The organism is Marinobacter sp. ANT_B65 (assembly GCF_002407605.1).
Classification (GTDB): Bacteria; Pseudomonadota; Gammaproteobacteria; order Pseudomonadales; family Oleiphilaceae; genus Marinobacter.
In genome coordinates this window covers 1-23968 of sequence record NZ_NXGV01000006.1, presented here as the reverse complement: position 1 = coordinate 23968, position 23968 = coordinate 1, and the positions used below count along the sequence as shown (strand labels likewise).

The following is a 23968-nucleotide window of genomic DNA, read 5'->3' as shown; positions in this document are numbered from 1 at the left end:
CTGGATTATTTCTTACCGAACCTGTTCCCAGGTTTGTCTTCCCAGGTTTCCGCCAGAGAGCAGCCCTAGAGGGCTTGACCCTGAGGGGTTAGTTCCAAAAGGATCCTCTGGGGAAAGCTGTGTCGGGTCGAGACCAGGGATTAAAATTTCAGTCTCGCCATCGGTTGTTGCGATGGTGCGGATTTCGCCTCCATATCCTACCTGGATGCCGCTGGGTGCGCCTCCATCAGTAGTGCCAGTGCCAGTGCCATTGCCAGTGCCATTGCCAGTGCCAGTGCCAGTGCCAGTGCCAGTGCCGCCGCCAACGAAGTCGCTTATCAGGTCGCCGGTGTCGAAAATTCCATCGCTATTGAGGTCAAATACCGGGCTTTCTGAAGGTGCTCCTGAGGTGAGTTTCAGGTCCATGATAAAGCCAGTAAGTCCACTACCACATGGGTCACTATCCGGGATCATTGTAGTAAAGCGGATCCGGTCCGGATCTATACCGAAGGGAAAGCTCGCTTGACTGACGACTCGTTCGCCAACCTGATTTGAATTGTACACCAGGTCGAGGTACCAGCCTTTTTCATCAGTGAGTTCATTATTGGATGTGTCACGTACAGTGAAGCTGTTGGTGCCGCTGCCGGACGCCTTGTCTACAACCACGCTTTTCTGTTGAGTGATGGTTTGTTCAAGTAAGTCTGAACGGTTCAGCTCTGACACTGAAAGGTTGTCATAAATGGCATAGAGACTTTGGATATCATAGTCCCCTTCGTCACCGCTACGCATAAAACTGCCGGTTCCAAATGCGATCACCAACTCGTCTCTTGCATCGGGATTGATCGCAAGCCGGGGCGCGACGGTGATTGGCTGGGTGTATCCCGCAGGGCTCTTTGCGTTGAACAGTTTTGTTGTACCCCAGCCACTTGCTGCGCCCGTGAGGCTGAATCTCCAGAGATTGCCTAACAGGTCACCTGCATAGGCGTACCGGGTGATGGCGTCGGATTCAGGAAAGCTCGCTGTGCCGACCTCTGCCAACCCATTGGGAGTCGCCGTACTGCCAGCCCCGGTATTGAGCTCTTTGATGAGGGATCCGGTTGCCAGGTCAACGACGAAAAGGCTTGATTCATTACTGTTACCATTATAGCCGTTACCGAATAGCGCGACCCACTGACCGCTTTCCAGGCGCGAGATGTTTGGGTTCGAAACTCCATAGCCAAGGTTTGGATGCTTGAATTCCCAAAGTACGTCATCAGCTGGAGAGAAAGATCCGGGATCTGTTACGTCAAGGGCAAATATAGTTTTACCCCCGGCTCCCATTGCGCCCAAAAGAATGGTTCGCCACTCTTTTGTACCATCCCCGTCTTTATCTATATAGGCATCCTGAATGCGGGGGGTGCCGTCCATAAAGTACTTATGGGTATAGGTAGGAGACATCAGCTCCGAAATTCTAGCGTATGTATTTGAGCCGGAGGGAAGCAGCAGTTCTGAGGGGATATACCCAAAGAGCTCTTCGCCGGTCTCACTGTTGAAGGCGTGCAGAATGCCATCGTTTGCCGGAACATAGAGAGCATCAATTCTGTTTTGATAAGATGAATCTGCCCGAAAGGTGGGATAGCTGGTGCCTTCAGTGCCATCCAGTGTGGAAAAACCGTAATTGGTTTTACCCGCAAGCTGAGGGTTTGCATTAATTATATCGCCCAGCAGTCGGAGAACGTCTGCACCACCGGAATCTTTCACCAGACGATTCCTGAATGTAGGGTGAGCAGTATTGTCACCATGAAGCCAGGCGAGCCGGTTATGGCCAAGATTGTCCTGAGAAGCACTTAATGTCGGGTCAGCATTGAGCGCGTTTTGTTGTGCTGTTGACAGGTTTGAGAGGTCTCCGGCAGAGTTGAATTTTAGTTCGACGGCCTGACTACCTGTATGGGTAATCAGCTTGCGGTTAGCCGGGGGTGTATTTGCAAGAACTTCTTCAACGTCCCAGATTTCTGAACCTAAAGAAAAACTGTAGCCTGTCAGTGTTCCGGACCAGTCATCGCTTCGGAAGCCAGCGAAGAAGCCCAGGGATTCAGTCTCTAGCACAGCCGAACTAACAGCGGCAGCGGAGGCGGATGTTTGAGAGCGGGCGATCACATCGCCAAGAAAACCCTGAATTTTAGCCGTAAATTCAGAAGGGTTCTGGGCGCTTGCATAGCCCCCTCGCGCATTGATTGCCGCGTGTAGCAGGTCATCGATTTTCGCGGTACCGTTTGTAGGGTTTGGCCAAGTGATTGTGATGCCACTTGCAGGATCTAAGGCGGCGAGTGCGTCGGCTTCACTTACATCACCGACAACCCCCATGCCGATGGTAAATGTTGTCATGTGTTGCCAGAACGCTGGGTCCGTGGATGTAAGCGGAACTTTGTTGTCCAGATCTGTTCGTAAATCATTTTTCCAGTACTCCATGGCAACGTCGGCCAAAGTGTTGGAGTGACTGTCTGAGAAGGGTGAGACAGGACTATAAGTAAAATCGGCGCCATCCGGGTCCGGGTTAATGTAGGACGGGCCAGCTGTGTTATCGGTATTTCCTACGCCAGGGTTAGACCCATTCCATATACCGTCTGTCATCAAGATTGCGAAGCTCTGGCGACACTCAATATGATCGGTGTTGTCGTTGGTGCCAGGTGTTTCGCCCCAAGGCCCCCTGTTGTCGGCGCGGGAGTAGTATTCGCCCACATCCTTCAACGCAGTCCTTAGTGGAGTGCCGCCACTAACATTTTTTCCCTGCAGCCAAGTAAGAAATTGCTGGCGGCGTGCCGCATCATAGGTGCGTACACCACTCACCAGAGTATCGGTATTGTTCACGCCGTCGATTGTATTGTTATTGACGTTTATGGCTCCGTAGCCAATGCGGATAGTTTCGGGGAGGTCAAAGAAGGCTTCCGTGATCCCGGATTTTGCCGCCAGCGCACGTGTACTGTAGTAAGAGAACCAGTTTGCATAGTTCTGTTTAATGTCGGCGGAGGCAGTATTAAGAAGGACAGGGGTATAGCAACTATCCTGCATCGGGTTGCTGTCGCAGCTCGGCGAGGAGTTGAACTGCATGTAAAAGCCTTCCTCAATCGCACCAAGCGAGTCGAACCGGATATTGTTGCTTAAATTGTCTCTGGCTCCGGATGGATTGAAACCATCGACCCAGGCATTGGTGTAGCTTGAATCAGGGAAGCGCCCACTACCGTCTGGCTTGAAAGGTGGCAGATAGGTTACTGTTGGGTCGTAGTAGACCTTGTTGACGTGACTGGAGTAATAGTAATTCCTGCTGCCGCTGCCCCCCAGACTATCCGGCATGTATCTCCATCCCATTGATCCTGAGTCGTCAAAAACAAAAACGAGGTTTGAGTCGACAGACTCTTTCAGGAACAGCGGCACCTGGGACAGGTTGACCTGTGCCAGTGCGGACTGCACGGTGCATAGCGACAACACGAGGCTGGCTGCAAATGTACCAAACTTTGTGAAACGGGAGCTGTTATGCCCCTTTTGCTTATCGTTTCTCATGACAAACTCTCCATATCGAGTCAGCATTAAATAGTGACCGTTGTCGTCTTGTGATTAACTTTCTTATTACCTTTATTGCGGAGGTAATAGTACGGTTGACTGCAGCACGGTGATGGCTTCATCGGTGCCGCCTTGCCCGCGGGATGTAACTTCAAATCGTTCGAAGACGCCGCCGCCTCCTGTTTCCGCGCCCGATGGAAAAACTTCTGACAACTTGGCGTGATGATAAACCGGTTGTGCGCTTACATTGCCGCCGGCATCGCCTGTCCCGGCGGGTGCGGGGTTTGCTCCATCCCAGTCCGCTGGTGTTCCTAGCGTTACCAGTGGTGCGATCGTTTCTGCTGCGGTGCGTGACGCAATGGATCCCATCAGGTCCGCCTCTGCTTGTCTTAGTGCGGCCTCAGTCGCCTGAAATGAAATCGCACCGTCATGTGCGTTACTCGACATGCGTTCCTGCAGAATAGAGCCTTGCATCCCACCAATCGCGAGCAGCGATATCAGCAGCAGCATAACGAGAGCGATAATAAGTGTGGCCCCCTGTTGGAATCGTGGAGGACTGCCTGCAGATCTGGTCAGTTCTGGTGATCCTTGAGTAGTTCTCATGGCAATATCCTCCTGAGTGCTGTTGTACCAACGGATACCAGGCGTGCTCGCCGGTCTCCGCCCATACCTTGGGTCACTTCGCTGCCAAGCATATTAAAATTACGATCGTTTACTTCATCAAGAACATTGTCAGGGCTTCGGGTCATGACGGAAAACCGAACGCTTACTACCCGGTCCCAGTCTGTTACCTGGGCTGCCGTTACATAATTGGCTGCAGCGTTATTGCTCCCCGTCGCGTTTCTGATGCCATAAAGAATTTGAAGCGTTTCTACACCGGAGATCAGTTCTTGTGGTGCTTCAAGAGGTGTCATTAATCTTCGGAAAAGTGCCGGTTCTTGGTTGGTCCCTTCGGCAATGTAATACGCCATTTGAGTAAACTCATAAATCCGGGTCTCCGGGCCATAACTGAGGTTGAATGTATTGCCGGCGAGCATGGCGACGGAGCTATCGGTAGCATTGTCACCGTTTTGGAACAGTTCCCCTCTGAAGCATGCGCCACTGCTATTGTCGTTTGTTGCGAGGACCACATGATTTGCATTAATGCCAGATGCGCTGGACAGGCTTATGCTATTTCCGCCAACCGCGGTAACGGCATTAACGGTTACCGGAGTGGGGGTGAGCGCATTAACAATGATCACATCGGAATTGGTTACGACATCACCGGCAAGAGATGCAGGCAAATTAGTGCCCGCTGTACCTGACGCCCAATTTCCTGCACCGGGCGTTGCCAGCGCCCCGCCAGCAAGGGTGATTGAGTCATTGGGGCCTGTGCCGGTATATTCCCAACCGCGCAGTGCTTCCCCCAATGGTACCGTTAGATTTAGATCAGCATTTAGTTGAGGGGTAATCTCGCTGTCAAGAGGTCGGCTCTCCTGAGTGAGACAACCGAAACTTCCTGCGGATCTCAGGGCCGGCGTGAGTATCGCTGACACAAAACGTGAACTCTCTTGGGCGTGTGCAAAGCCCTGGGTTTGGCGATAGGTTTCGTTGCTGCTGAGGTAGATCTGGGTTACACCCAGCGTGAGCAGCAAGCCCAGAGCCATTGCAATAAGTAGCTCGACCATCGACAAGCCGAATTGGTTGGAGGTCTTGCGAGGTTTAAAACCGTAAGGGAGCGTTGATTTTTTCATGGTCAGATCTCTGTCCTTACGACGAGGGGGATCATGGTTGCATCATCCTGATCCCAGTCGATGGTGACTGTAACTGTATTGCCTGCCACAGTGATAGTGCGCTCCGCCTCTGGAAGCAGGCAGGCCAGACTGTTTTCCCAGGCGGCAATATCATTCGCGGCCACGGTTCCGCCATTTGCAGCAAATGCTGTGTTACATACCCCGCCATTGGCGCTGCCGTTGGCTAAGGCATAAGCCGCAGGGTTGTCGGGGTTGGCCCGAACGCGGTCAAGAATGTCTTCTGCAAGCAGAACTGCCTGGCTCCGGCTTTGTGACTGAGAGTTCATTTTCAAAGATACGACCTGGGTTGAGGCTACACCGAGTATGCCTATACCCAATACCAGAACAGCGACAAGAATTTCGATCAGGCCGAGGCCTGATTGTTTTTTGAGGGAAATCTGGCGACTCTGCCACTTGGTTTTCATAGGAATTGCTTGAGTCACGGGCATACTCCGTTATCGTCAATTTCAGTTCTTCCTACCGGGCTTACACGTACTGTCCGAAATGAACTGCTCCCACTGGTGCAGTTATCCGGGTAGATGTCAAAGGCCTGGGCTGTTTGTGGAACCAGAAAGCCACGTCGGTCGAAGACGAGATCGAAGCCGACAGATGGATTAAACGTCAAATTTCCCGGTGACTCGAAACTTCGAATTTGATCGTTGGCGCAATCTCCTGTTGCATCTCCGGTATGGACGCACCAGCCAGTTCCCAAACCACCATCTGAGCTAAAGGTGACGTTGGTGCCGCGTTTGATGGCTTCTGTTCGTGCGAACTTAATCGACGATGCCAAAAGATTGGTGCCAGATACTAACCTGTTGCCTTCAATCAAATTACCAAAACCGGGAATTGCGACCATCGCGACTATGGCGAGAATCACCATGGTTATTATCAGTTCAATTAATGTGAAACCTGCTGCTTTTTTCAACATGCTTTATCCTGCTGGTAGGCCCGAAGTTAGTAGATCAAAGCTGCTGGTGATATGCACCGGGTATGCGACAAGCGGTAGAAGATCATGAACGAACGGCAACCATAAGTTGTGGGTGTGATCGATGTCACATTGTTTTGTTGGATGCTCCCGGTTGTTTCTGGCGCTAGGTTTTTGGGCAGGTCAGGCTGACACCCCATGGAAGCTTGATAACCCCATCACCATTGTCATCACGCAGATGTCGTAAACGGCCCCCAATGTTAAGAGCAAGGTAGCTGATCTCGACAGGGTCTTTGCTTGACCGGGAGCAGATGATCAGGCTGCCCATGGTGCCGTGGCTCATCCCGTCTGGTGAGAACTGAAAGTATCCCCTGCCAGCAGTTCTTGAGTAAAAATCCAGGTTGCTATTAGCGAGGTGACTGATCCGGTGGATCTTTCCGCCGTCCGGGCGCTTGTCGTTATCTTCGTCGGGGAATACAGATACAGGCTTGTTCCAGTCATCCGTGCAGGTCATTGAGCTGGATAGTGGGCAAATCGTCGTCAGGACTCTTTTGTTAATGGCGTAGGAGCGGGCAAAAGCAAACACCCGGTGCGTCTCGTTAATGGCGCTGACGTGGCGGGTTGAGGAGACCAGAGATGTCCAGGAGTTGCCTGCCAGTCCGGCCAGGAGACCAATGAGTAACAGGGTTACGGCGAGCTCTGTCAGGGTAAATCCCTGAGACAGTTTTGGGGTTTGCATTGTTCAACTTCCATGTTGGTTGATACTGTTTTCAGCTTTTTTCACATCCTGTGGGAAAAGCGGATTAAAAGTTTAAATATAACGAGCTTCTTGAGCACGGATTCAGATCGTCATTTGCGATAGTGATCACTCCATTTCCAGCTTCTTCAAGCGGTATCGCAGTGCACGAAAGCTGATTCCGAGTTTTTTTGCTGCTGCAGTCTTGTTCCAGCGAGTCGCTTCCAGAGCCTTCTCAATGGCCTGGCGCTCGATAGACTCCAGATACCCTTCCAGATCAATGTCCCCCTCTGGTACCAGGGCTGAGCTGGTGTCAGACATAGTTCCGTCGTTTAGGCTGTCCGCCTCGTTATGCAGGCCATTGCCAAGGTGCAGGTCGGAGGCGCTGATTTTTTCAGCGTCACACAAGGTGAAGGCGCGCTCAAGAATATTTTCCAGTTCCCGCACGTTGCCCGGGAAATCGTGCTCTTTCAGCCTGCTGATCGCGTCCTGGGTGAGCGTTGCCTTGTCGCACTCGTATTCCCGGGCAATGCGTTCAAGGATGTGGTTGGCCAGAAGCCCGATATCGTCCTTGCGATCCCGCAGGGGAGGGACTGCAAGCTCGATTACATTAATCCGGTAAAACAGATCCTGCCGGAAGCTCCCTTCCTGAACAAGTTCAGCCAGATTTTTGTGAGTTGCGCTCAGTAATCTGATATCGACAGGCAGTTCTTTGGTATCGCCTACTGGGCGAACAGCCTTTTCCTGAATGGCGCGTAGTAGTTTTACCTGCATGGCGAGAGGCAGGTCTGCTACCTCGTCCAAAAACAGTGTGCCGCCGTCAGCGGAACGGAATAGCCCATCCTTGTTTTCAACTGCGCCCGTAAAACTGCCTTTCTTGTGCCCGAAAAATTCACTTTCCATCAGCTCGGAAGGGATCGCTCCGCAGTTAACAGCAATAAAAGGCTTGTCACTGCGGGGGCCCTGAAGGTGAATCATTCTCGCTACCAGTTCTTTACCGCTGCCAGATTCTCCGCTGATAAAAACCGGTGCCTGGCTTCGTGAGAGCTTGCGGGTCTGGTTGCGTAGTTTTTTAATCTGTGTGGAGTTGCCAAGCAGGAGGCCTGGGTCATCACCGGCGTCATTAATCTCCGGGCTTGGCTCCGATAGCTTCAGAGCACTGTTCACGAGCTCACGAAGTCTTGGGAGTTCAACGGGTTTGGATACAAAATCGAACGCGCCGGCTTTCAGGGATTCGATCGCTGTGTCCATATTGCCATGGGCGGTGATAACGGCAACCGGTGTGTCTGGCCGGTTCTTCTGGATCCACTGCACCAGCTCAATGCCATTGCCATCAGGCAGGTTCATATCCGTCAGGCAGAGCTGCGGCGTATGTTGTTCCAACAGCTTGAGCGCACTGCCAAGGTCTGGAGCGGTCAGGGTTTTAATGCCCATACGGGTGAGCGTAATTTCAAGGAGATCCCGGATGTCGGGTTCGTCGTCAACAATCAGCGCTGTGTGAGTGGTCATCTTGTTTTTTCGGTTCCATGTCAGATCATTCGTCCTGGGGGCGCAAAGGTAATGCGGAAACAGCAGCCGGGTTGGTTGTCATCCACCAGGGATAAATGAGCCTGGTTAGCCTCGCACAGTTCCTTTGCCAGATAAAGCCCAAGGCCTGTACCGCCTTTATCCGTAGTGTAAAACGGCTCAAAAATCTGGTGGCGAGAGCCCGGAGGTATACCTGGGCCAAAATCCCTTACATCCACGTAAGCTCGCTTTCCATCTGCAGTGGCACCTGCGCGCAATTCAATTCTGCGTGCGCCGGTTTGCTGATGGGAGTAGCGCAAACCATTATCACACAGATTCACCATCACCTGTTCAATCTGGCTTTTATCGAAGCGCGCTTCGGGTATGGCTGATACGGCATTTAATTTCACAATGGTCGCAGGTATGGCGTTTTCCTGAGTCTGGAGGAAGTCTGTTCTGAATTCCTTCAGCCAGTTTCCTGTGTCAACGATATCAGCATTGGCTGATTTACGCCGTGAAAGACTGAGCACATTCTCGATAATACCGTTCACTCGACGGGAGTGGCGCCGGATAATATCCAGCATTTTAATGTCTCCACTATCGAGGTGGGGAGACTCTTCCATCAGCTGGGCTGCATGACTGATGGCCCCGAGCGGATTGCGGATTTCGTGGGCAATGCCGGCAGTCAGTCGTCCGAGCGAGGCCAGTTTCATTTGTTGGGCCTGCTGCGTTACTTTGCTCATGTCTTCGATAAATACCAGTATCTGGTCTCCGCGTTCCTGATCAAGCTGAGTAAAGTTGACTTGTAGCAGAGGCGAAGTGGGCGCGGACTGGAAGGGTTCCGTGCGCTTTTCGGGGTTTTTTAACCAGGCATCAAGCCCGGATTTGAGTGGTTGTGGAAGGGCCCGTAGTTTCGTGGCGGGCACTTCCGTATCTGTGGGAATCCCAAATAGCAGCTCTTCAGCAGCAGCATTCGCCAGACGGATATGGTCGTTACGGTCAAGCACCAGAATGCCGGTGCGCATGCGCTGGATAATCTGCTGGTTAATCTGTTCCAGTTCCACAATGCTTTGTGCCCGGCTATTGGCGAGAGCTTCACTCTTCATCATCCTTCGCGAAATGTTCTGCAGGATAAATGCCGCGGCAAAATACAGAATGCCCAGAGAGCCTGCCCGCACGATTTCATCAGCGGATTCGTCGAGTACCAGTACTGCCCACCCTGAAATACTGAGTGAGCAGATCGCAGCGAGTGCTGCATAGAAGGTGCCTGTTCGGCTGGGGGTAAGAATGTTTCCGGCAGCCACGGACACGATAACGAGGTTTGCGAGTCCATTGGTTACGCCTGTGCTGGCAAGTAACAGTCCATGCAGAATCAGGATGTCCAGCAGGATTGATAAGGTGATATGCCGGTTTTTGGGCTGAAAGCCTGCCAGCAGGGTGAGCGAAATAAAACTGTTCAGAGCCAGGTAACCCAGTACGCCAAACTGGTAGTCATCCAGCATCCGGAAACGGGTATCAAAATTGACAGGGTCAACAAACAACAGGGCGGCCAGAACCAGGCTGATTACAACCCGGTAATGGTTATAGATGCGAAACAGCTTAGCCTGCTGGAAGCCGGAGGTTCTCTTGCCGGTACTGACTGCCGATACTGTATCTGTCGCCATGCTTTTCGGGAATCCGTTGATGAGCGGAAGAAATCAGGGTCTGTGCAGGGTTATAATAGCCTTTTCGTGGCAATGAGTTACAGGAGCCAATTTATGTCTGTTTCCGGGCGCACCCTGCTTTCTAATGCATCGCACCGCAAGCTGCGGATTGTGATGGCCCAGATTGATTTTCTGGTTGGGGATATTCCCGGCAACACCGGGCTGGTCATTGACGCTGCGGAGCGAGCTTGCTCCGGGCTCCAGGCAGATATCGTCGTTTTTCCTGAGCTTTGCATTACCGGATATCCGCCTGAGGATTTGTTACTGCGCCCCAGTATGGATCTCAGAGTGAGCGAGGCGCTGGAGCGGCTGCAAGCTGCAGACATTGGCGCGGCAATCGTTATTGGCGCACCTTTGAGGGTTGATGGCCTGCTTTACAATGCCGCCGTTGTGATTGAAAACGGCCAGGTCACCGGTCGCTACTTCAAGCGGTTCCCCCCCAATTACCAGGTTTTTGATGAGAAACGCTATTTCTCGGATGGTAAGGCTGCGGCGGTGGTTGAGATCTGTGGTGTGCCGGTGGGCCTTACCGTTTGCGAAGATATCTGGTCAGATGGCCCTGTGGAAGACTCTGCATCTGCAGGCGCGCGGTTGATCATCAATCTGAATGCCTCACCCTATGATATCGGTAAGCAGGAGCGGAGAAAGGCGCTGCTTGAACGCAAGTCGCGCGAGAATCGCGTGAGTATTGTCTATGTAAACCTGGTGGGGGCTCAGGATGAACTGGTGTTCGACGGCGGCTCGATGGTTTATGACCATTCCGGCACGCTTGCTGTGGAGGCTCCCCAGTTCAAAGATGGCCTGTTTCCGGTCGATTTCCTCTGTGACCATCATTGCCAGCCTGCGTCTCAGTTATTGCCTGACACGCCTTCGCTTGAAGCAAACGTTTACAATGCGCTTGTAACCGGCGTGCGTGACTATGTAAATAAAAATGGTTTCAAGTCGGTAGTGCTTGGCCTTTCTGGCGGTATTGATTCCGCCGTAACCCTGGCCATTGCTGCAGATGCGCTGGGGCCTGAGCGTGTCCGGGCCGTTATGATGCCTTTCAGGTACACATCGGATATCAGTCTTGAAGACGCGGAAGCTCAGGCTGTGGCCATGGGTGTACAGTATGATGTGTATTCGATTGAGCCGATGTACGAATCTTTCATGGCAACACTTGCGGCGCCATTTGAAGGGACGACTCCTGACACTACAGAAGAGAATCTGCAGGCACGCATTCGTGGTGTATTGCTTATGTCGCTATCCAACAAGTTTGGCTCGCTGGTGCTGACAACCGGAAATAAAAGCGAAATGGCCGTGGGGTACTCCACTCTGTATGGTGATATGGCTGGCGGGTTTGATGTGCTAAAGGATGTGCCCAAAACGCTGGTGTTTCGTCTTGCCTGGTTCCGTAATTCAGTGTCGCCAGTGATTCCCGAGAGGGTTATTACGCGTCCGCCATCAGCAGAGCTGGCTCCGGATCAGAAAGATGAAGACAGCCTTCCCGGCTATGACGTGCTGGACGAGATTCTTAATCTCTACGTGGAGAGGGATTTCAGTGCAGATGCAATTATTGCTGAAGGCTTCGATCAGGTGGATGTAAACCGTGTTATCCGTCTTGTGGATATCAATGAGTACAAGCGTCGGCAGGCACCGATCGGAGTTCGGATCACAGAACGGGGGTTTGGTAAGGATCGCCGCTATCCCATTACCAGTGGCTGGAAAAGCGGCAACTAATTAAAGGGGGGGCGAGACTACTCGTCGCCCATTAGACCGAAGGTAACTACGCTGGAAAGCGAGCGGTTCTCGCGTTTCAGCAGGTTGGCCTCGAATTCGCCGTCGCTGTTGAATGCATCACTTTCCGGAAAGTTCTGACGAAGCAGGGCGATTGCATCCTGAGAGCCTTTTTTGAACTTCAGAAAATCGAAGGTTTCTGCAAGGATAATCAAGGCATCTTCGACAGCCGGTGATGAAGGAAAGCTCTCTATGATGAAGCGTGCCCTGTTATTGGCGGCAACGTAGGCTTCGCGCTTGATATAGTAGCGTGCAGCGTATAACTCCAGCTCTGCCATACGGTTGCGAACAGCAATCATGCGCTGGCGTGCGTCGGAGGCGTATGCGCTTTCCGGGTAGCGGTTCAGTAGTTCGCTGAAATCACGAAATGCTTGCTGTTGCTCCCCCGGGTTCCGTGCTGCGACATCAATAGGGAGGTAACGCGCTGCCAGTCCTATGTCGAGATTATAGGAAGCGAGGCCGCGCATATAAAGTGCATAATCAGCGTGTTCGCTCTGAGGGTTCAGGCGCAAAAAACGGTCTGCTGCCGCCCTGGAGCCTTCAAGGTCCAGGTTCTGATAGCGGGCATAAATAAGATCAAGCTGTGCCTGTTCGGCGTAGCGACCGAACGGATAGTATGTCTCCAGAGCATCAAGGTTCTGTTCGGCTTCGTTGAAGTTGCCTGAATTCATTGCCTGGCGGGCATTGTCGTAGTAAAGCTTCTCCGGCAATACTTCCTCCTGCTTGTGTGACGCGCAGGCACTGATCAGTACAACCAGTGTGGAAAGTAGCAGTAAACGAAAACCTGATCTCATGCCGGAATCCCGTATAATGTCGATAAATTCGAGTGCGGTATTGTAGCGGGGAACTTGTCTCATGTGCAGTCTCACGTAATCCAAGTAGAGTGTACACCCCAGATGCTTCAAATATTCTGACTGAAACGTAACACACACAAGGCCCCGGGGGCTTAATGTCATCTGAAAACCGAATAATTGCCAGTTTTTCTGTGCCGCCCGCTCTCAGTGACCGGCGCCTGGATCAGGCTGCTGCTGAACTCATGCCGGAGCATTCCCGTTCGCGCCTGCAGTCATGGATTCGCAGCGGCGCGCTAACGGTAAACGGCGAAGTTCGCAAGCCAAGAGACAAGGTTATGCTGAGCGACCGGCTGGAGCTTGACGCTGAGCCTGAGGCTCAGGTGACCTGGCAGGCCGAAGCAATCAGCCTGGATATCGTCTATGAAGACGAACACATTCTCGTGATCAATAAACCCGCTGGTCTGGTTGTTCATCCGGCTGCTGGTCATGCTGATGGCACACTGGTGAACGCGCTTCTGAACTACGCGCCAGAAGTGGAAAATCTGCCCCGTGCGGGCATCGTCCATCGTCTTGATAAAGACACCTCCGGCGTTATGGTGGTGGCTCGAAGCCTGATTGCTCATACATCTCTGGTAGGTCAGTTGCAGACCCGTACTATGGGGCGTGAGTACGAAGCAGTTGTCGTAGGCACCCTGACAGGTGGTGCTACAGTGGATGCGCCCATTGGCCGTCATCCCCATGAGCGTAAAAAAATGGGGGTGGTCAAAAGTGGTAAGCCCGCAATAACCCACTACCGTCTGATTGAGCGCTTTGCTGCCCATACCCATGTGCGTTGCAAACTTGAAAGCGGTCGTACTCATCAGATCCGTGTACATATGGCTCATGTAAAACACCCGCTGGTTGGTGATCCGCTTTATGGTGGTCGCCTGCGCCTGCCAAAGGGTACAACGGAAGAGTTGCGGGAAGTGTTATCGGCGTTTCACCGGCAGGCTCTGCATGCGCGCCAACTCACGTTGGAACACCCGGAGACCGGAGAAACCCTGAGCTGGGATGTACCTTTGCCAGAGGATTTCGTCGGCCTGCTCGCTGCTTTGCGTAAGCATGCCCATGAACTGGAGAGTAATGAGTTCTGAAGCTGCGTCTTTGCTAACCTTTATTCGCCCTGACTGGTCAGCGCCTCCGAATATCTGTGCCCTGTGCACAACCAGAGATGGTGGTGTCAGTCAGCCCCCCTGGGCGAGCCTGAACCTGGGAGCCCACGTGGGCGACATTCCGGAGCATGTGGCCGAAAACCGTTTGAGGCTGTCTGGTGCTTGTAGTCTTCCGGTTGACGCCTTTGGGTGGTTAAATCAGGTTCATGGCACAGAGGTTGTCGAACTGTTTGCAGGAGGCCTCATTGGTATTCCGGACGCAGATGCATGCTTTACCCGGGTATCCGGCAGGGCCTGTGCAATTCTCACGGCAGACTGTTTGCCTGTAATTCTTTGCGATCAGGATGGAACCACTGTAGCTGCAGCTCACGCTGGTTGGCGGGGTCTTTGTAATGGAGTCCTGGAAAATCTGGTTGCCAGCATGGAGTTGCCGGGTAAAACGCTGATGGCTTGGCTCGGGCCCGCAATAGGCCCGCAGTCGTTTGAGGTCGGGCCTGAAGTAAAAGCCGCTTTTATAGAACAAGACCCACGGTCCGAGGTGGCTTTCAGTTCGTTGGGTGCCCGCGAAGGCCATTATATGGCCGACATATACCGTCTTGCCCGACAGCGGCTCGAGGCGCTGGGCGTCAAAAATATATCGGGCGGTAATTTTTGCACGGTTGCCGACACTCAGCGTTTCTACTCTTACCGGCGTGATGGGCAGACAGGCCGTATGGTAACGCTCGTCTGGAAAAACTGAGCCATGTCAATTTCCTGACGGTTGCCTTTGGTGCTGACCTTGAACTTCCTCCGAATGCCCCTACATTAGTTGTCAAAGGAAAGCAAAATGCATAATAAATGATCGCATTTGCCGGATAAATCGGGGAAAAATTCATGAGAATTGACAAACTTACCAGTCTTCTGCAAACCGCGCTGGCCGATGCCCAGTCACTCGCTGTAGGCAAGGATCATAACTTTATCGAACCCCTGCATTTAATGCAGGCGATGCTTGACCAGAAGGGTAGTTCGATCAAACCGCTTCTCAAGCAGGCGGGTGCTGAGCCTGGCCGGGTTCGTCAGGCTGTGGCGAAGGAAATTGAGGATCTGCCTGAAGTAAGCGGCAGCGCTGGAGATGTTGCCATGTCAAACGACATGGGACGCCTGTTTAATATAGCCGACAAGTTGGCTCAGAAGCGCAAAGACCAGTTTATCTCGAGTGAGTTAATGCTGCTGGCCGCATTGGAAGACAGGGGCACGCTTGGTCGGGTTTTACGTGAGCAGGGTGTGGATAAAGCGGCGCTGGAAAACGCTATTAATGCGGTGCGGGGTGGTGAAACAGTGAATGATGCGGGTGCAGAGGAAAACCGTCAGGCCTTGTCGAAGTACACGATTGATCTGACCGAGAGAGCGGAAGCGGGGAAACTTGATCCGGTGATAGGTCGCGATGATGAAATTCGTCGCACTATTCAGGTGTTGCAGCGTCGGCGTAAAAACAACCCGGTTCTGATTGGTGAGCCAGGGGTTGGTAAAACTGCAATCGCGGAAGGCCTGGCGCAGCGGATTGTAAACGGTGAGGTACCGGAAGGCCTGAAAAACAAGCGGGTTTTGTCCTTGGATATGGGCTCGCTTATTGCGGGTGCCAAGTTCAGGGGCGAGTTTGAAGAGCGCCTGAAAGCAGTGTTGAGTGAGCTTGCCAAACAGGAAGGCCAGATCATCCTGTTTATCGACGAAATTCATACCATGGTGGGTGCGGGTAAAGCCGAAGGTTCTATGGATGCGGGCAATATGCTGAAGCCTGCTTTGGCACGTGGTGAGTTGCATTGCGTGGGCGCCACCACGTTGAACGAGTATCGTGAAAATATTGAGAAAGACGCAGCCTTGGAGCGTCGGTTCCAGAAGGTGCTGGTGGCCGAGCCGAGTGAAGAAGATACGGTTGCGATCCTTCGTGGTTTGAAAGAGCGTTATGAGGTGCACCACGGTGTAGAAGTGACCGACGGAGCGATTATTGCTGCCGCCAAGTTGTCACAGCGTTACATAACGGACCGTCAACTGCCGGATAAGGCCATTGACCTGATCGATGAAGCGGCCAGCCAGATTCGTATGGAGATGGACTCGAAGCCGGAGCCCCTTGATCGCCTCGAGCGCAGGCTGATTCAGCTCAAAATTGAGCGTGAAGCCTTGAAAAAGGAAACGGACGCGGCATCGAAGAAGCGCCTGGAAGAGTTGTCCGGGGTGATTCAGGGTATTGAGCGTGAGTACGCAGACCTTGAGGAAGTATGGAACACCGAAAAAGCTGCGTTGCAGGGTTCCCAGAAAATCAAGAGTCAGCTTGAGCAAGCCCGCATTGATCTGGAAAACGCTCGGCGGGCAGGGGATCTGGGCAAGATGTCTGAACTGCAGTACGGTCGCATTCCGGAGCTGGAGCGCCAGCTGGATATGGCGAGCCAGGCAGAAATGATGGAAATGAAACTCCTGAGAAACCGCGTTACCGATGAGGAAATTGCGGAAGTGGTATCCAAGTGGACGGGAATTCCGGTCTCCAAGATGCTTGAAGGCGAGCGCGACAAACTGATGCGCATGGAAGATGCATTGCATAATCGCGTAATTGGTCAGAACGAGGCTGTAGAAGCTGTCTCGAACGCTGTTCGTCGTTCGCGGGCAGGCCTTTCAGATCCGAACAGGCCAAATGGGTCGTTTCTCTTTCTGGGCCCAACCGGAGTGGGTAAAACCGAGCTTTGTAAAGCTTTGGCTTCGTTCCTTTTCGACACCGACGACGCCATGGTGCGTATTGACATGTCAGAGTTTATGGAGAAGCACTCTGTTGCCCGTTTGATTGGTGCGCCCCCGGGTTATGTTGGTTACGAGGAGGGGGGGTACCTCACTGAAGCGGTTCGTCGCCGCCCGTACTCTGTGCTTCTGCTCGACGAAGTTGAGAAGGCGCACCCGGATGTATTTAACATACTTCTGCAGGTGCTGGATGACGGCCGCCTGACGGACGGCCAGGGCCGCACAGTAGACTTCCGTAATACAGTGATTGTAATGACATCTAACCTTGGCTCGGACATCATCCAGCAGAGGGCGGGAGAAGAGAATTACGAGTCCATGAAGAGTGCCGTGATGGAAGAAGTGGGTACTCACTTCCGTCCGGAGTTTATTAACCGTGTTGATGAAGTGGTTGTATTTCATCCGCTTGCGGAAGATCAGATACATGGTATCGCTAAAGTCCAGATAGAGATTCTTGGTAAACGATTACAAGAGCGGGATATGAAGCTGGAGCTGGACGAAACCGCCATGGATCTGCTGGCAGAAGTGGGGTATGACCCGGTTTACGGCGCGCGACCACTCAAGCGTGCAATTCAGCGGATGATCGAAAATCCTCTGGCTCAGAGGTTGCTGAAAGGTGACTTTGTTGCTGGCGACACGATCCTGGCTAAAGTGGAGGGGGGTAAGCTGGTTTTCGACAAGGCCTGAACAGAGCTTTAGGGCATACAAGGGGGCAGAGCCTAGGCTTTGCCCCCTTTTTTTTGCCGTCAGGTCCTGACTTTATTGTGGAGCTTCGGGTTCGCAATTTTCAGCTGCAATTTTTTCCAGCTTCTTACGTTGTTCAATGATTTCTTCCGGGGTCAGGTAACGCATTTCACCGTCTTCCTTGATGCGAATCCGGGCATTGTCTTTAATGACGTCCAGGTTCGTGCGGGCGGTTTCGCAGTTTGCCTCGCGTTGTTTGCGGCGAGCTGCTTCGACTGCCGTTTCCTTTTCTCTTTGAGCTTCTTCCTCTTGCTGTTCCTGAAGCTCTCCAAGTTGCTGTTGAGGGCTGGGTCGGCTGGCTGCGGCACTCGAAGATGTTCCGGAACGAACGTTTACTGTTTCAGAATTTGCGCCTGTGGGCTGGCGGTCACCAAAGTGTGTCACGCCATTTTCGTCGGTCCATTTGAATACGGAGGCGCTCATGGCCATGCCAGGTGTTAAGGCCATCAAAAGTGTCAGCGTCAGGGTTTTTCTGTTCATGGCTATACTCGTGGTGTGTGCACTGCTCCCGGCAAGGCCGCAGCCTGCAAATCCGGGCCCGTTATTCTGTTTCATGTATTCCTATAATGCCATTTGAGCGAAGCATTTTCTTCCGCCTGGTTCAAATCTATGCATCTCAGTTGCGATTAATTATGCCAGAGCATTGGTCAGTATGGGCATAGAAAGCAGCAGAGGCTATTGACAGGGAGTTTCCCGCTGTCAGAATTACCGATTGCCTGAAGACTGGGGTTAATACGGCCGGCAATCCCGTGCAAGTATCCCCTGTTATTTACCACACTGAGCGTGCCGCGCATCTGTCGCGGAATGGTTGTTGCTTACGTGCAACCCGTTGATTGGCCGTTCTCCGCAACCCTCAGGAGGGCGGCTGGCCAGGAGACAACCTCTTAACAAGGTGTGGAGCAGCCGGTTCCGCTTTCAAAAGAAGCAGGGAAACCGTGGATCCAGGCAATCGGGCATGTGCCCGGCTCATTCACTCGTAGAAGAGGGTAGAAAATCGTGGAGTTATTGTCTGGCGCCGATATGCTGATCCGCTCCCTGCAGGATGAAGGGATCGAGTACATATACGGCTATCCGGGTGGCGCAGCCCTGCATATTTATGATGCGTTGTTCAGGCAGGATAAGGTCAAGCATATTCTGGTAAGGCACGAGCAGGCAGCTGTACATATGGCTGACGGCTACGCCCGTGCAACCGGGCTGCCTGGAACCGTGCTTGTCACTTCCGGTCCTGGAGCTACCAACACTATTACCGGTATCGCGACCGCTTTCATGGACTCCATTCCGATGGTGGTTCTGTGCGGCCAGGTTGCGTCTACCCTGATCGGCGAAGATGCCTTTCAGGAAACCGACATGATTGGTGTTTCCCGGCCCGTGGTTAAGCACAACCTCAGTGTGCGTCATCCTTCCGAGATTCCCGAGGTTGTCCGTAAGGCGTATTACATTGCGTCGACTGGTCGTCCCGGGCCTGTTGTTGTTGATATTCCCAAGGATATGACCGCACCGAATGAGCGCTTTGAGTATGCTTATCCGAAGAAGGTCAAACTTCGATCTTACAATCCGGCAATACGCGGTCACGCGGGGCAGATCAAAAAAGCGGTAGACATGATGTTGGCGGCTCGTCGTCCGATCATTTATGCCGGCGGCGGAGTTATTCTAGGTAAGGCTTCGGACCAGTTGACCGACCTGGTGCACAAACTGGGTTTTCCGATCACCAACACCCTGATGGGTATTGGTTGTTATCCGGCCAGTGACAAGCAGCATCTCGGCTGGCTGGGTATGCATGGAACATATGAAGCCAATATGGCGATGCACCACTCGGATCTTATCCTGGCGGTCGGTGCCCGGTTTGATGATCGCGTAACCAACGCAACTGAAAAATTCTGTCCTGGTGCACGGATTATTCATATTGATATTGATCCGGCGTCCATCTCCAAAACAATAGATGCAGATGTCCCGATTGTCGGGCCTGTTGATGCTGTTCTCAAGGAAATGATTGCGCTGGTCAAAGAGAGTAAGGAAAAGCCGGATGCGGAGGCTCTTGCATCGTGGTGGAAGCAGATCGATGAATGGCGAGCCTTCCACGGTATGCGCTATGAAACCAGTCCGGATGTAATCAAGCCTCAGGAAGTGATCGAAATGCTGTGCCGTCTTACCAAGGGCGATGCATTTGTTACTTCCGACGTAGGGCAGCATCAGATGTTCGCAGCCCAATACTACAAGTTCGACAAGCCCAATCGTTGGATCAACTCAGGTGGTCTGGGGACTATGGGCTTCGGCTTGCCTGCAGCTATGGGAGTAAAGCTGACTCACCCGGATGATGAAGTGCTTTGCATTACCGGTGAGGGCAGTATCCAGATGAATATTCAGGAGCTGTCTACCTGCAAGCAGTACAATCTGCCGGTGAAAATCATCAACCTGAATAACCAGTCTCTGGGTATGGTGAGGCAGTGGCAGGACATGAACTACGAGTCCCGCCACTCACATTCGTATATGGAATCCTTGCCAGACTTTATCAAGCTGGCGGAAGCATACGGGCATGTGGGTGTCCGGATCGACAGAAAAGAAGATCTGGAGCCGATGCTCAAAGAAGTTCTGGCCATGAAAGACAAGCTGGTTTTCGTGGACATTCAGGTTGATCGTTTTGAGCACGTATATCCGATGCAGGTTGCCCGCGGCTGCATGAAGGATATGTGGATCAGCAAGACGGAGAGGGTGTGATCATGCGTCGAATCATTTCTGTGTTGCTTGAAAATGAACCGGGCGCCCTGTCTCGTGTGGTCGGGCTGTTTTCGCAGCGGAACTACAACATTGAGACGCTGACTGTCGCGCCCACGGAGGATGAAACCTTATCCCGGCTGACGGTTACCACATCCGGTTCTGATCGGGTTATTGAGCAGATCACCAAGCAGCTGAACAAGCTCGTTGAAGTGGTCAAGCTGGTAGATTTGACTGAAGGTCCGCACATTGAGCGGGAACTGATGTTGGTCAAGCTCAAGGCGACAGGCTCTCAGCGCGCTGAAATAAAGCGCACGGTAGATATTTTCCGGGGGCAGATTGTTGATGTGACAAGTTCTGTCTATACGGTTCAGTTAGCGGGTGACAGCGACAAGCTGGATGGCTTTATTCAGGCTATCGGTACGTCGGGTGTTCTTGAGGTAGTGCGCTCTGGCGTTTCCGGAATCGCCAGAGGCGAGAAGGTTTTGAGCCTTTAAGCGTTTTCATATATTACGAACGGTCTGGCCTTTTGAAAGGCCGCCACAAATAACAGAGGTTTGTTATGCAGGTTTATTACGATAAGGATTGCGATCTTTCTATCATCCAGGGCAAGAAAGTTGCCATCATCGGTTTTGGCTCACAGGGTCATGCGCATGCGTGCAACCTGAAAGAGTCCGGTGTTGATGTAACTGTAGGTCTGCGCCCCGGGTCTTCTTCTATCGCCAAGGCAGAAGCCTACGGCCTGAAGACCAGCGATGTGCCATCTGCAGTTGCTGCTGCTGATGTAGTTATGGTTCTGACTCCGGATGAGTTCCAGTCCCAGCTGTACAAAGCTGAAATCGAGCCGAATCTGAAGCAGGGCGCAACCCTGGCGTTTGCACATGGTTTTGCTATTCACTACAACCAGATCGTTCCGCGTAAGGATCTGGATGTTATTATGGTTGCGCCCAAGGCGCCTGGTCACACCGTTCGTACTGAGTTCGCCAATGGTGGCGGCATTCCTGATTTGATTGCGATCTTCCAGGACGCTTCAGGCAACGCCAAGAATCTGTCCCTGTCATACGCCAGCGGTATCGGTGGTGGTCGTACTGGCATCATTGAAACAACCTTCAAGGACGAAACTGAAACCGATCTGTTCGGCGAACAGGCCGTTCTGTGTGGTGGTGCTGTTGAGCTGGTAAAGGCCGGTTTTGAGACTCTGACTGAAGCAGGGTATGCGCCGGAAATGGCGTACTTTGAGTGTCTGCACGAACTGAAGCTTATTGTAGACCTGATGTACGAGGGCGGCATCGCCAACATGAACTACTCCATCTCTAACAATGCAGAGTATGGAGAGTATGTTACTGGTCCTGAGGTTATCAACGAGCAGTCCCGTGAAGCCATGCGTAATGCACTGAAGCGTATTCAGAGTGGCGAGTACGCGAAGATGTTTATTTCGGAAGGTGCCCTTGGTTACCCGTCCATGACAGCTCGCCGTCGTCAGAATGCAGCTCATGAGATTGAAGTAACAGGCGAAAAGCTTCGCGGAATGATGCCGTGGATCTCTGCAAACAAGATTGTAGATAAGGATAAAAACTAAGCGGAGTTCTGCTTGGTTTAACGAAACGCGGCCCGGGTGGCCGCGTTTTTCGTATATACTTCGCCCAAATACTTTCCGGAGTAATGGGAATGACTGAAGAAAGAAAAGATGCTGAACCGGGCTCCGTGGCCGGTGAGTCCAAACCGACTTCCTGCTCGGCCGTCGATTGTGATATCGAACCGGGCGAAGTGGTTGAAGAAGAGCTTGTTGAAGGTGCGCCAGTACGCAGGAAGGGGATATACCTTCTGCCTAACGCACTTACAACGGCGTCGTTGTTTTCTGGGTTCTACGCGGTTGTTTCTGCGGCGGGCGGTGTTTTCGATAATGCTGCCATCGCTATATTTGTGTCCATGATTCTCGATGGTCTTGATGGGCGGGTTGCCCGAATGACCAATACCCAGAGCAAATTCGGTGAGGAGTATGACAGCCTCGCAGATATGGTTGCCTTTGGTGTCGCTCCCGGATTTGTAGCATTCTTTTGGTCTCTTAACAGCCTGGATAAAATCGGTTGGGCCATTACGTTCATATACGTTGCTGGTGCAGCGCTGCGTCTGGCTCGATTCAATACGCAGATAGGCTCTGTTGATAAAAAGTTTTTCGTGGGACTGCCCAGCCCTGCGGCTGCGGCATGCGTTGCTGGCCTGGTATGGTGTTTTCATGCTTTTGAGCCTTCGAGCTGGCTGACATTACTGACAGTCGTCGTTGTGGGTGGTACGGGAGTCTTGATGGTCAGTAACGTGTTGTATCGTAGTTTCAAGGACCTTGATCTGCGCGGCCGCGTTCCTTTCGCTGCAATTCTGCTTGTCGTCCTGATTCTTGTGGTTATTGCTCTGGATCCGGCTACAGTACTATTCACTGGTTTTCTGATTTATGCGGCGTCGGGACCTGTTCGCGCGCTATTCCGGGGAAAGCCGCGTCGCCGGTCGGCGAAAGCCGGTAAGCAGGATTCGGAGGTTTAAAGGAATAGAGGTGCGATTTTCAACCGATTCTGCCGTTGAACGGGTGGTTTTATAAGTGGAAACCGAAGTCCGGCAGAATTAACTGAAAGTGGCCGTTGACACCTGCGCCCAGCTCTGTAGAATGCGCATCTCGCTTGAGGGACACACCGGAGCAGCGGAGTGTTTTGAGAGAGTTAACCGTTTGAAAATGTTGAAGAAAAAGCTTTCAGNATTCTTCGAGATAACGGTTGACAGGGTCGGGATTCGATGTAGAATACGCCCCTCGGAATCAAGTATGAATCAGCCGGTAAGTATCGGTGGTTTTGGAAGGAAAGCTTCTGAAACGNCTCGAAAAAAACGGTTGACAAGGCGGCGAGAGAAAGTAGAATACGCCTCCTTGATTGAGCAACGGCTCAAACGCTCTTTAACAAATTGACCAAGTAATTCGTGTGGGCGCTGGCTGGAGTATTTCGACAAGAAATACCAAGGCAAGCGACTCGTCGAAAATTGAGTTTTGTCTTGAGCAAGAATTAAGAATCTTCGGATTCTTGTATGATTTAAACTGAAGAGTTTGATCATGGCTCAGATTGAACGCTGGCGGCAGGCTTAACACATGCAAGTCGAGCGGAAACGATGGTAGCTTGCTACCAGGCGTCGAGCGGCGGACGGGTGAGTAATGCTTAGGAATCTGCCCAGTAGTGGGGGATAGCCCGGGGAAACCCGGATTAATACCGCATACGCCCTTTTGGGGAAAGCAGGGGATCTTCGGACCTTGCGCTATTGGATGAGCCTAAGTCGGATTAGCTAGTTGGTGGGGTAATGGCCCACCAAGGCGACGATCCGTAGCTGGTCTGAGAGGATGATCAGCCACATCGGGACTGAGACACGGCCCGAACTCCTACGGGAGGCAGCAGTGGGGAATATTGGACAATGGGGGCAACCCTGATCCAGCCATGCCGCGTGTGTGAAGAAGGCTTTCGGGTTGTAAAGCACTTTCAGTGAGGAGGAAGGCTTTCAGATTAATACTCTGGAGGATTGACGTTACTCACAGAAGAAGCACCGGCTAACTCCGTGCCAGCAGCCGCGGTAATACGGAGGGTGCAAGCGTTAATCGGAATTACTGGGCGTAAAGCGCGCGTAGGTGGTTGAGTAAGCGAGATGTGAAAGCCCCGGGCTTAACCTGGGAACGGCACTTCGAACTGCTCGGCTAGAGTGTGGTAGAGGGTAGTGGAATTTCCTGTGTAGCGGTGAAATGCGTAGATATAGGAAGGAACACCAGTGGCGAAGNCGGCTACCTGGACCAACACTGACACTGAGGTGCGAAAGCGTGGGGAGCAAAAAGGATTAGATACC

The 23968-nt window shown here is 52.4% G+C and carries 18 protein-coding genes and 1 rRNA gene; 9 read left to right on the top strand and 10 right to left on the bottom strand.

Annotation, left to right across the window (positions count from 1 at the left end):
* Window positions 1–12 precede the first annotated feature (12 nt).
* The 8 genes from CPA50_RS18510 to CPA50_RS18475 form a co-directional block, all read right to left on the bottom strand.
* Complete coding sequence (locus CPA50_RS18510) at window positions 13–3516, bottom strand: pilus assembly protein (protein ID WP_179397267.1); 3504 nt, start codon at window positions 3514–3516, stop codon at window positions 13–15.
* A 72-nt stretch (window positions 3517–3588) separates the two neighbouring features.
* Window positions 3589–4119: a PilX N-terminal domain-containing pilus assembly protein gene (locus CPA50_RS18505; protein WP_096784030.1), complete on the bottom strand. Its 531-nt coding sequence runs from the start codon at window positions 4117–4119 to the stop codon at window positions 3589–3591.
* Window positions 4116–5249, bottom strand: a complete 1134-nt coding sequence (locus CPA50_RS18500) for a PilW family protein (RefSeq protein ID WP_096784029.1) — start codon at window positions 5247–5249, stop codon at window positions 4116–4118. The genes CPA50_RS18505 and CPA50_RS18500 overlap by 4 nt, the downstream gene beginning before the upstream one ends.
* A 2-nt stretch (window positions 5250–5251) precedes the next feature.
* Window positions 5252–5731 carry a type IV pilus modification protein PilV gene (pilV, locus tag CPA50_RS18495; protein ID WP_179397266.1) on the bottom strand — a complete coding sequence of 160 codons (480 nt, stop codon included), beginning with the start codon at window positions 5729–5731 and terminating at the stop codon, window positions 5252–5254.
* Window positions 5728–6216, bottom strand: coding sequence for a GspH/FimT family pseudopilin (locus CPA50_RS18490; RefSeq protein WP_096784157.1), 489 nt, complete (start codon window positions 6214–6216; stop codon window positions 5728–5730). Before CPA50_RS18490 ends, pilV begins: the two co-directional genes overlap by 4 nt.
* Before the next feature lie 163 nt (window positions 6217–6379).
* Window positions 6380–6952, bottom strand: coding sequence for a GspH/FimT family pseudopilin (locus CPA50_RS18485; RefSeq protein WP_096784156.1), 573 nt, complete (start codon window positions 6950–6952; stop codon window positions 6380–6382).
* 126 nt (window positions 6953–7078) lie between these two features.
* On the bottom strand, window positions 7079–8458 hold the full coding sequence (locus CPA50_RS18480) for a sigma-54-dependent transcriptional regulator (protein WP_096784027.1): 1380 nt from the start codon (window positions 8456–8458) through the stop codon (window positions 7079–7081).
* 20 nt (window positions 8459–8478) lie between these two features.
* Window positions 8479–10119, bottom strand: a complete 1641-nt coding sequence (locus CPA50_RS18475; RefSeq protein ID WP_096784026.1) for a sensor histidine kinase — start codon at window positions 10117–10119, stop codon at window positions 8479–8481.
* Window positions 10120–10212: 93 nt separating this feature from the next.
* On the opposite strand from CPA50_RS18475, the gene CPA50_RS18470 reads away from it, so the two are divergent.
* Window positions 10213–11877, top strand: coding sequence for an NAD+ synthase (locus CPA50_RS18470; protein WP_096784025.1), 1665 nt, complete (start codon window positions 10213–10215; stop codon window positions 11875–11877).
* A 17-nt stretch (window positions 11878–11894) separates the two neighbouring features.
* On the opposite strand, the gene CPA50_RS18465 is transcribed toward CPA50_RS18470, so the two are convergent.
* Window positions 11895–12728: an outer membrane protein assembly factor BamD gene (locus CPA50_RS18465; RefSeq protein WP_096784155.1), complete on the bottom strand. Its 834-nt coding sequence runs from the start codon at window positions 12726–12728 to the stop codon at window positions 11895–11897.
* A 155-nt stretch (window positions 12729–12883) separates the two neighbouring features.
* Here CPA50_RS18465 and rluD point away from each other — a divergent pair, with 155 nt between their 5' ends.
* The 3 genes from rluD (at window position 12884) to clpB (ending at window position 17329) form a co-directional block, all read left to right on the top strand.
* On the top strand, window positions 12884–13861 hold the full coding sequence (gene rluD / locus CPA50_RS18460; RefSeq protein WP_096784024.1) for a 23S rRNA pseudouridine(1911/1915/1917) synthase RluD: 978 nt from the start codon (window positions 12884–12886) through the stop codon (window positions 13859–13861).
* Window positions 13851–14618 (top strand): peptidoglycan editing factor PgeF, encoded by a 768-nt coding sequence (gene pgeF, locus CPA50_RS18455; RefSeq protein WP_096784023.1) that lies wholly within the window; start codon window positions 13851–13853, stop codon window positions 14616–14618. The genes rluD and pgeF overlap by 11 nt, the downstream gene beginning before the upstream one ends.
* A gap of 134 nt (window positions 14619–14752) precedes the next feature.
* On the top strand, window positions 14753–17329 hold the full coding sequence (gene clpB / locus CPA50_RS18450; protein WP_096784022.1) for an ATP-dependent chaperone ClpB: 2577 nt from the start codon (window positions 14753–14755) through the stop codon (window positions 17327–17329).
* 72 nt (window positions 17330–17401) lie between these two features.
* Here clpB and CPA50_RS18445 read toward each other — a convergent pair whose 3' ends face one another.
* Window positions 17402–17866 carry a DUF4124 domain-containing protein gene (locus CPA50_RS18445; protein ID WP_096784154.1) on the bottom strand — a complete coding sequence of 155 codons (465 nt, stop codon included), beginning with the start codon at window positions 17864–17866 and terminating at the stop codon, window positions 17402–17404.
* Window positions 17867–18382: 516 nt separating this feature from the next.
* Here CPA50_RS18445 and CPA50_RS18440 point away from each other — a divergent pair.
* The 5 genes from CPA50_RS18440 to CPA50_RS18420 form a co-directional block, all read left to right on the top strand.
* The gene (locus CPA50_RS18440) at window positions 18383–20101 is read left to right on the top strand and encodes an acetolactate synthase 3 large subunit (RefSeq protein WP_096784021.1); all 1719 of its coding nucleotides are present in this window, start codon (window positions 18383–18385) and stop codon (window positions 20099–20101) included.
* Window positions 20102–20103: 2 nt separating this feature from the next.
* Window positions 20104–20595, top strand: coding sequence for an acetolactate synthase small subunit (gene ilvN / locus CPA50_RS18435; protein WP_096784020.1), 492 nt, complete (start codon window positions 20104–20106; stop codon window positions 20593–20595).
* Between the two features lie 65 nt (window positions 20596–20660).
* A complete protein-coding gene (ilvC, locus tag CPA50_RS18430; protein ID WP_096784019.1) occupies window positions 20661–21677 on the top strand; it encodes a ketol-acid reductoisomerase in 1017 nt (338 codons plus the stop codon).
* Window positions 21678–21766: 89 nt separating this feature from the next.
* Window positions 21767–22636, top strand: a complete 870-nt coding sequence (gene pssA / locus CPA50_RS18425; RefSeq protein WP_096784018.1) for a CDP-diacylglycerol--serine O-phosphatidyltransferase — start codon at window positions 21767–21769, stop codon at window positions 22634–22636.
* A gap of 538 nt (window positions 22637–23174) precedes the next feature.
* Window positions 23175–23968: ribosomal RNA gene (locus tag CPA50_RS18420) — 16S ribosomal RNA — on the top strand; the annotation flags it as partial.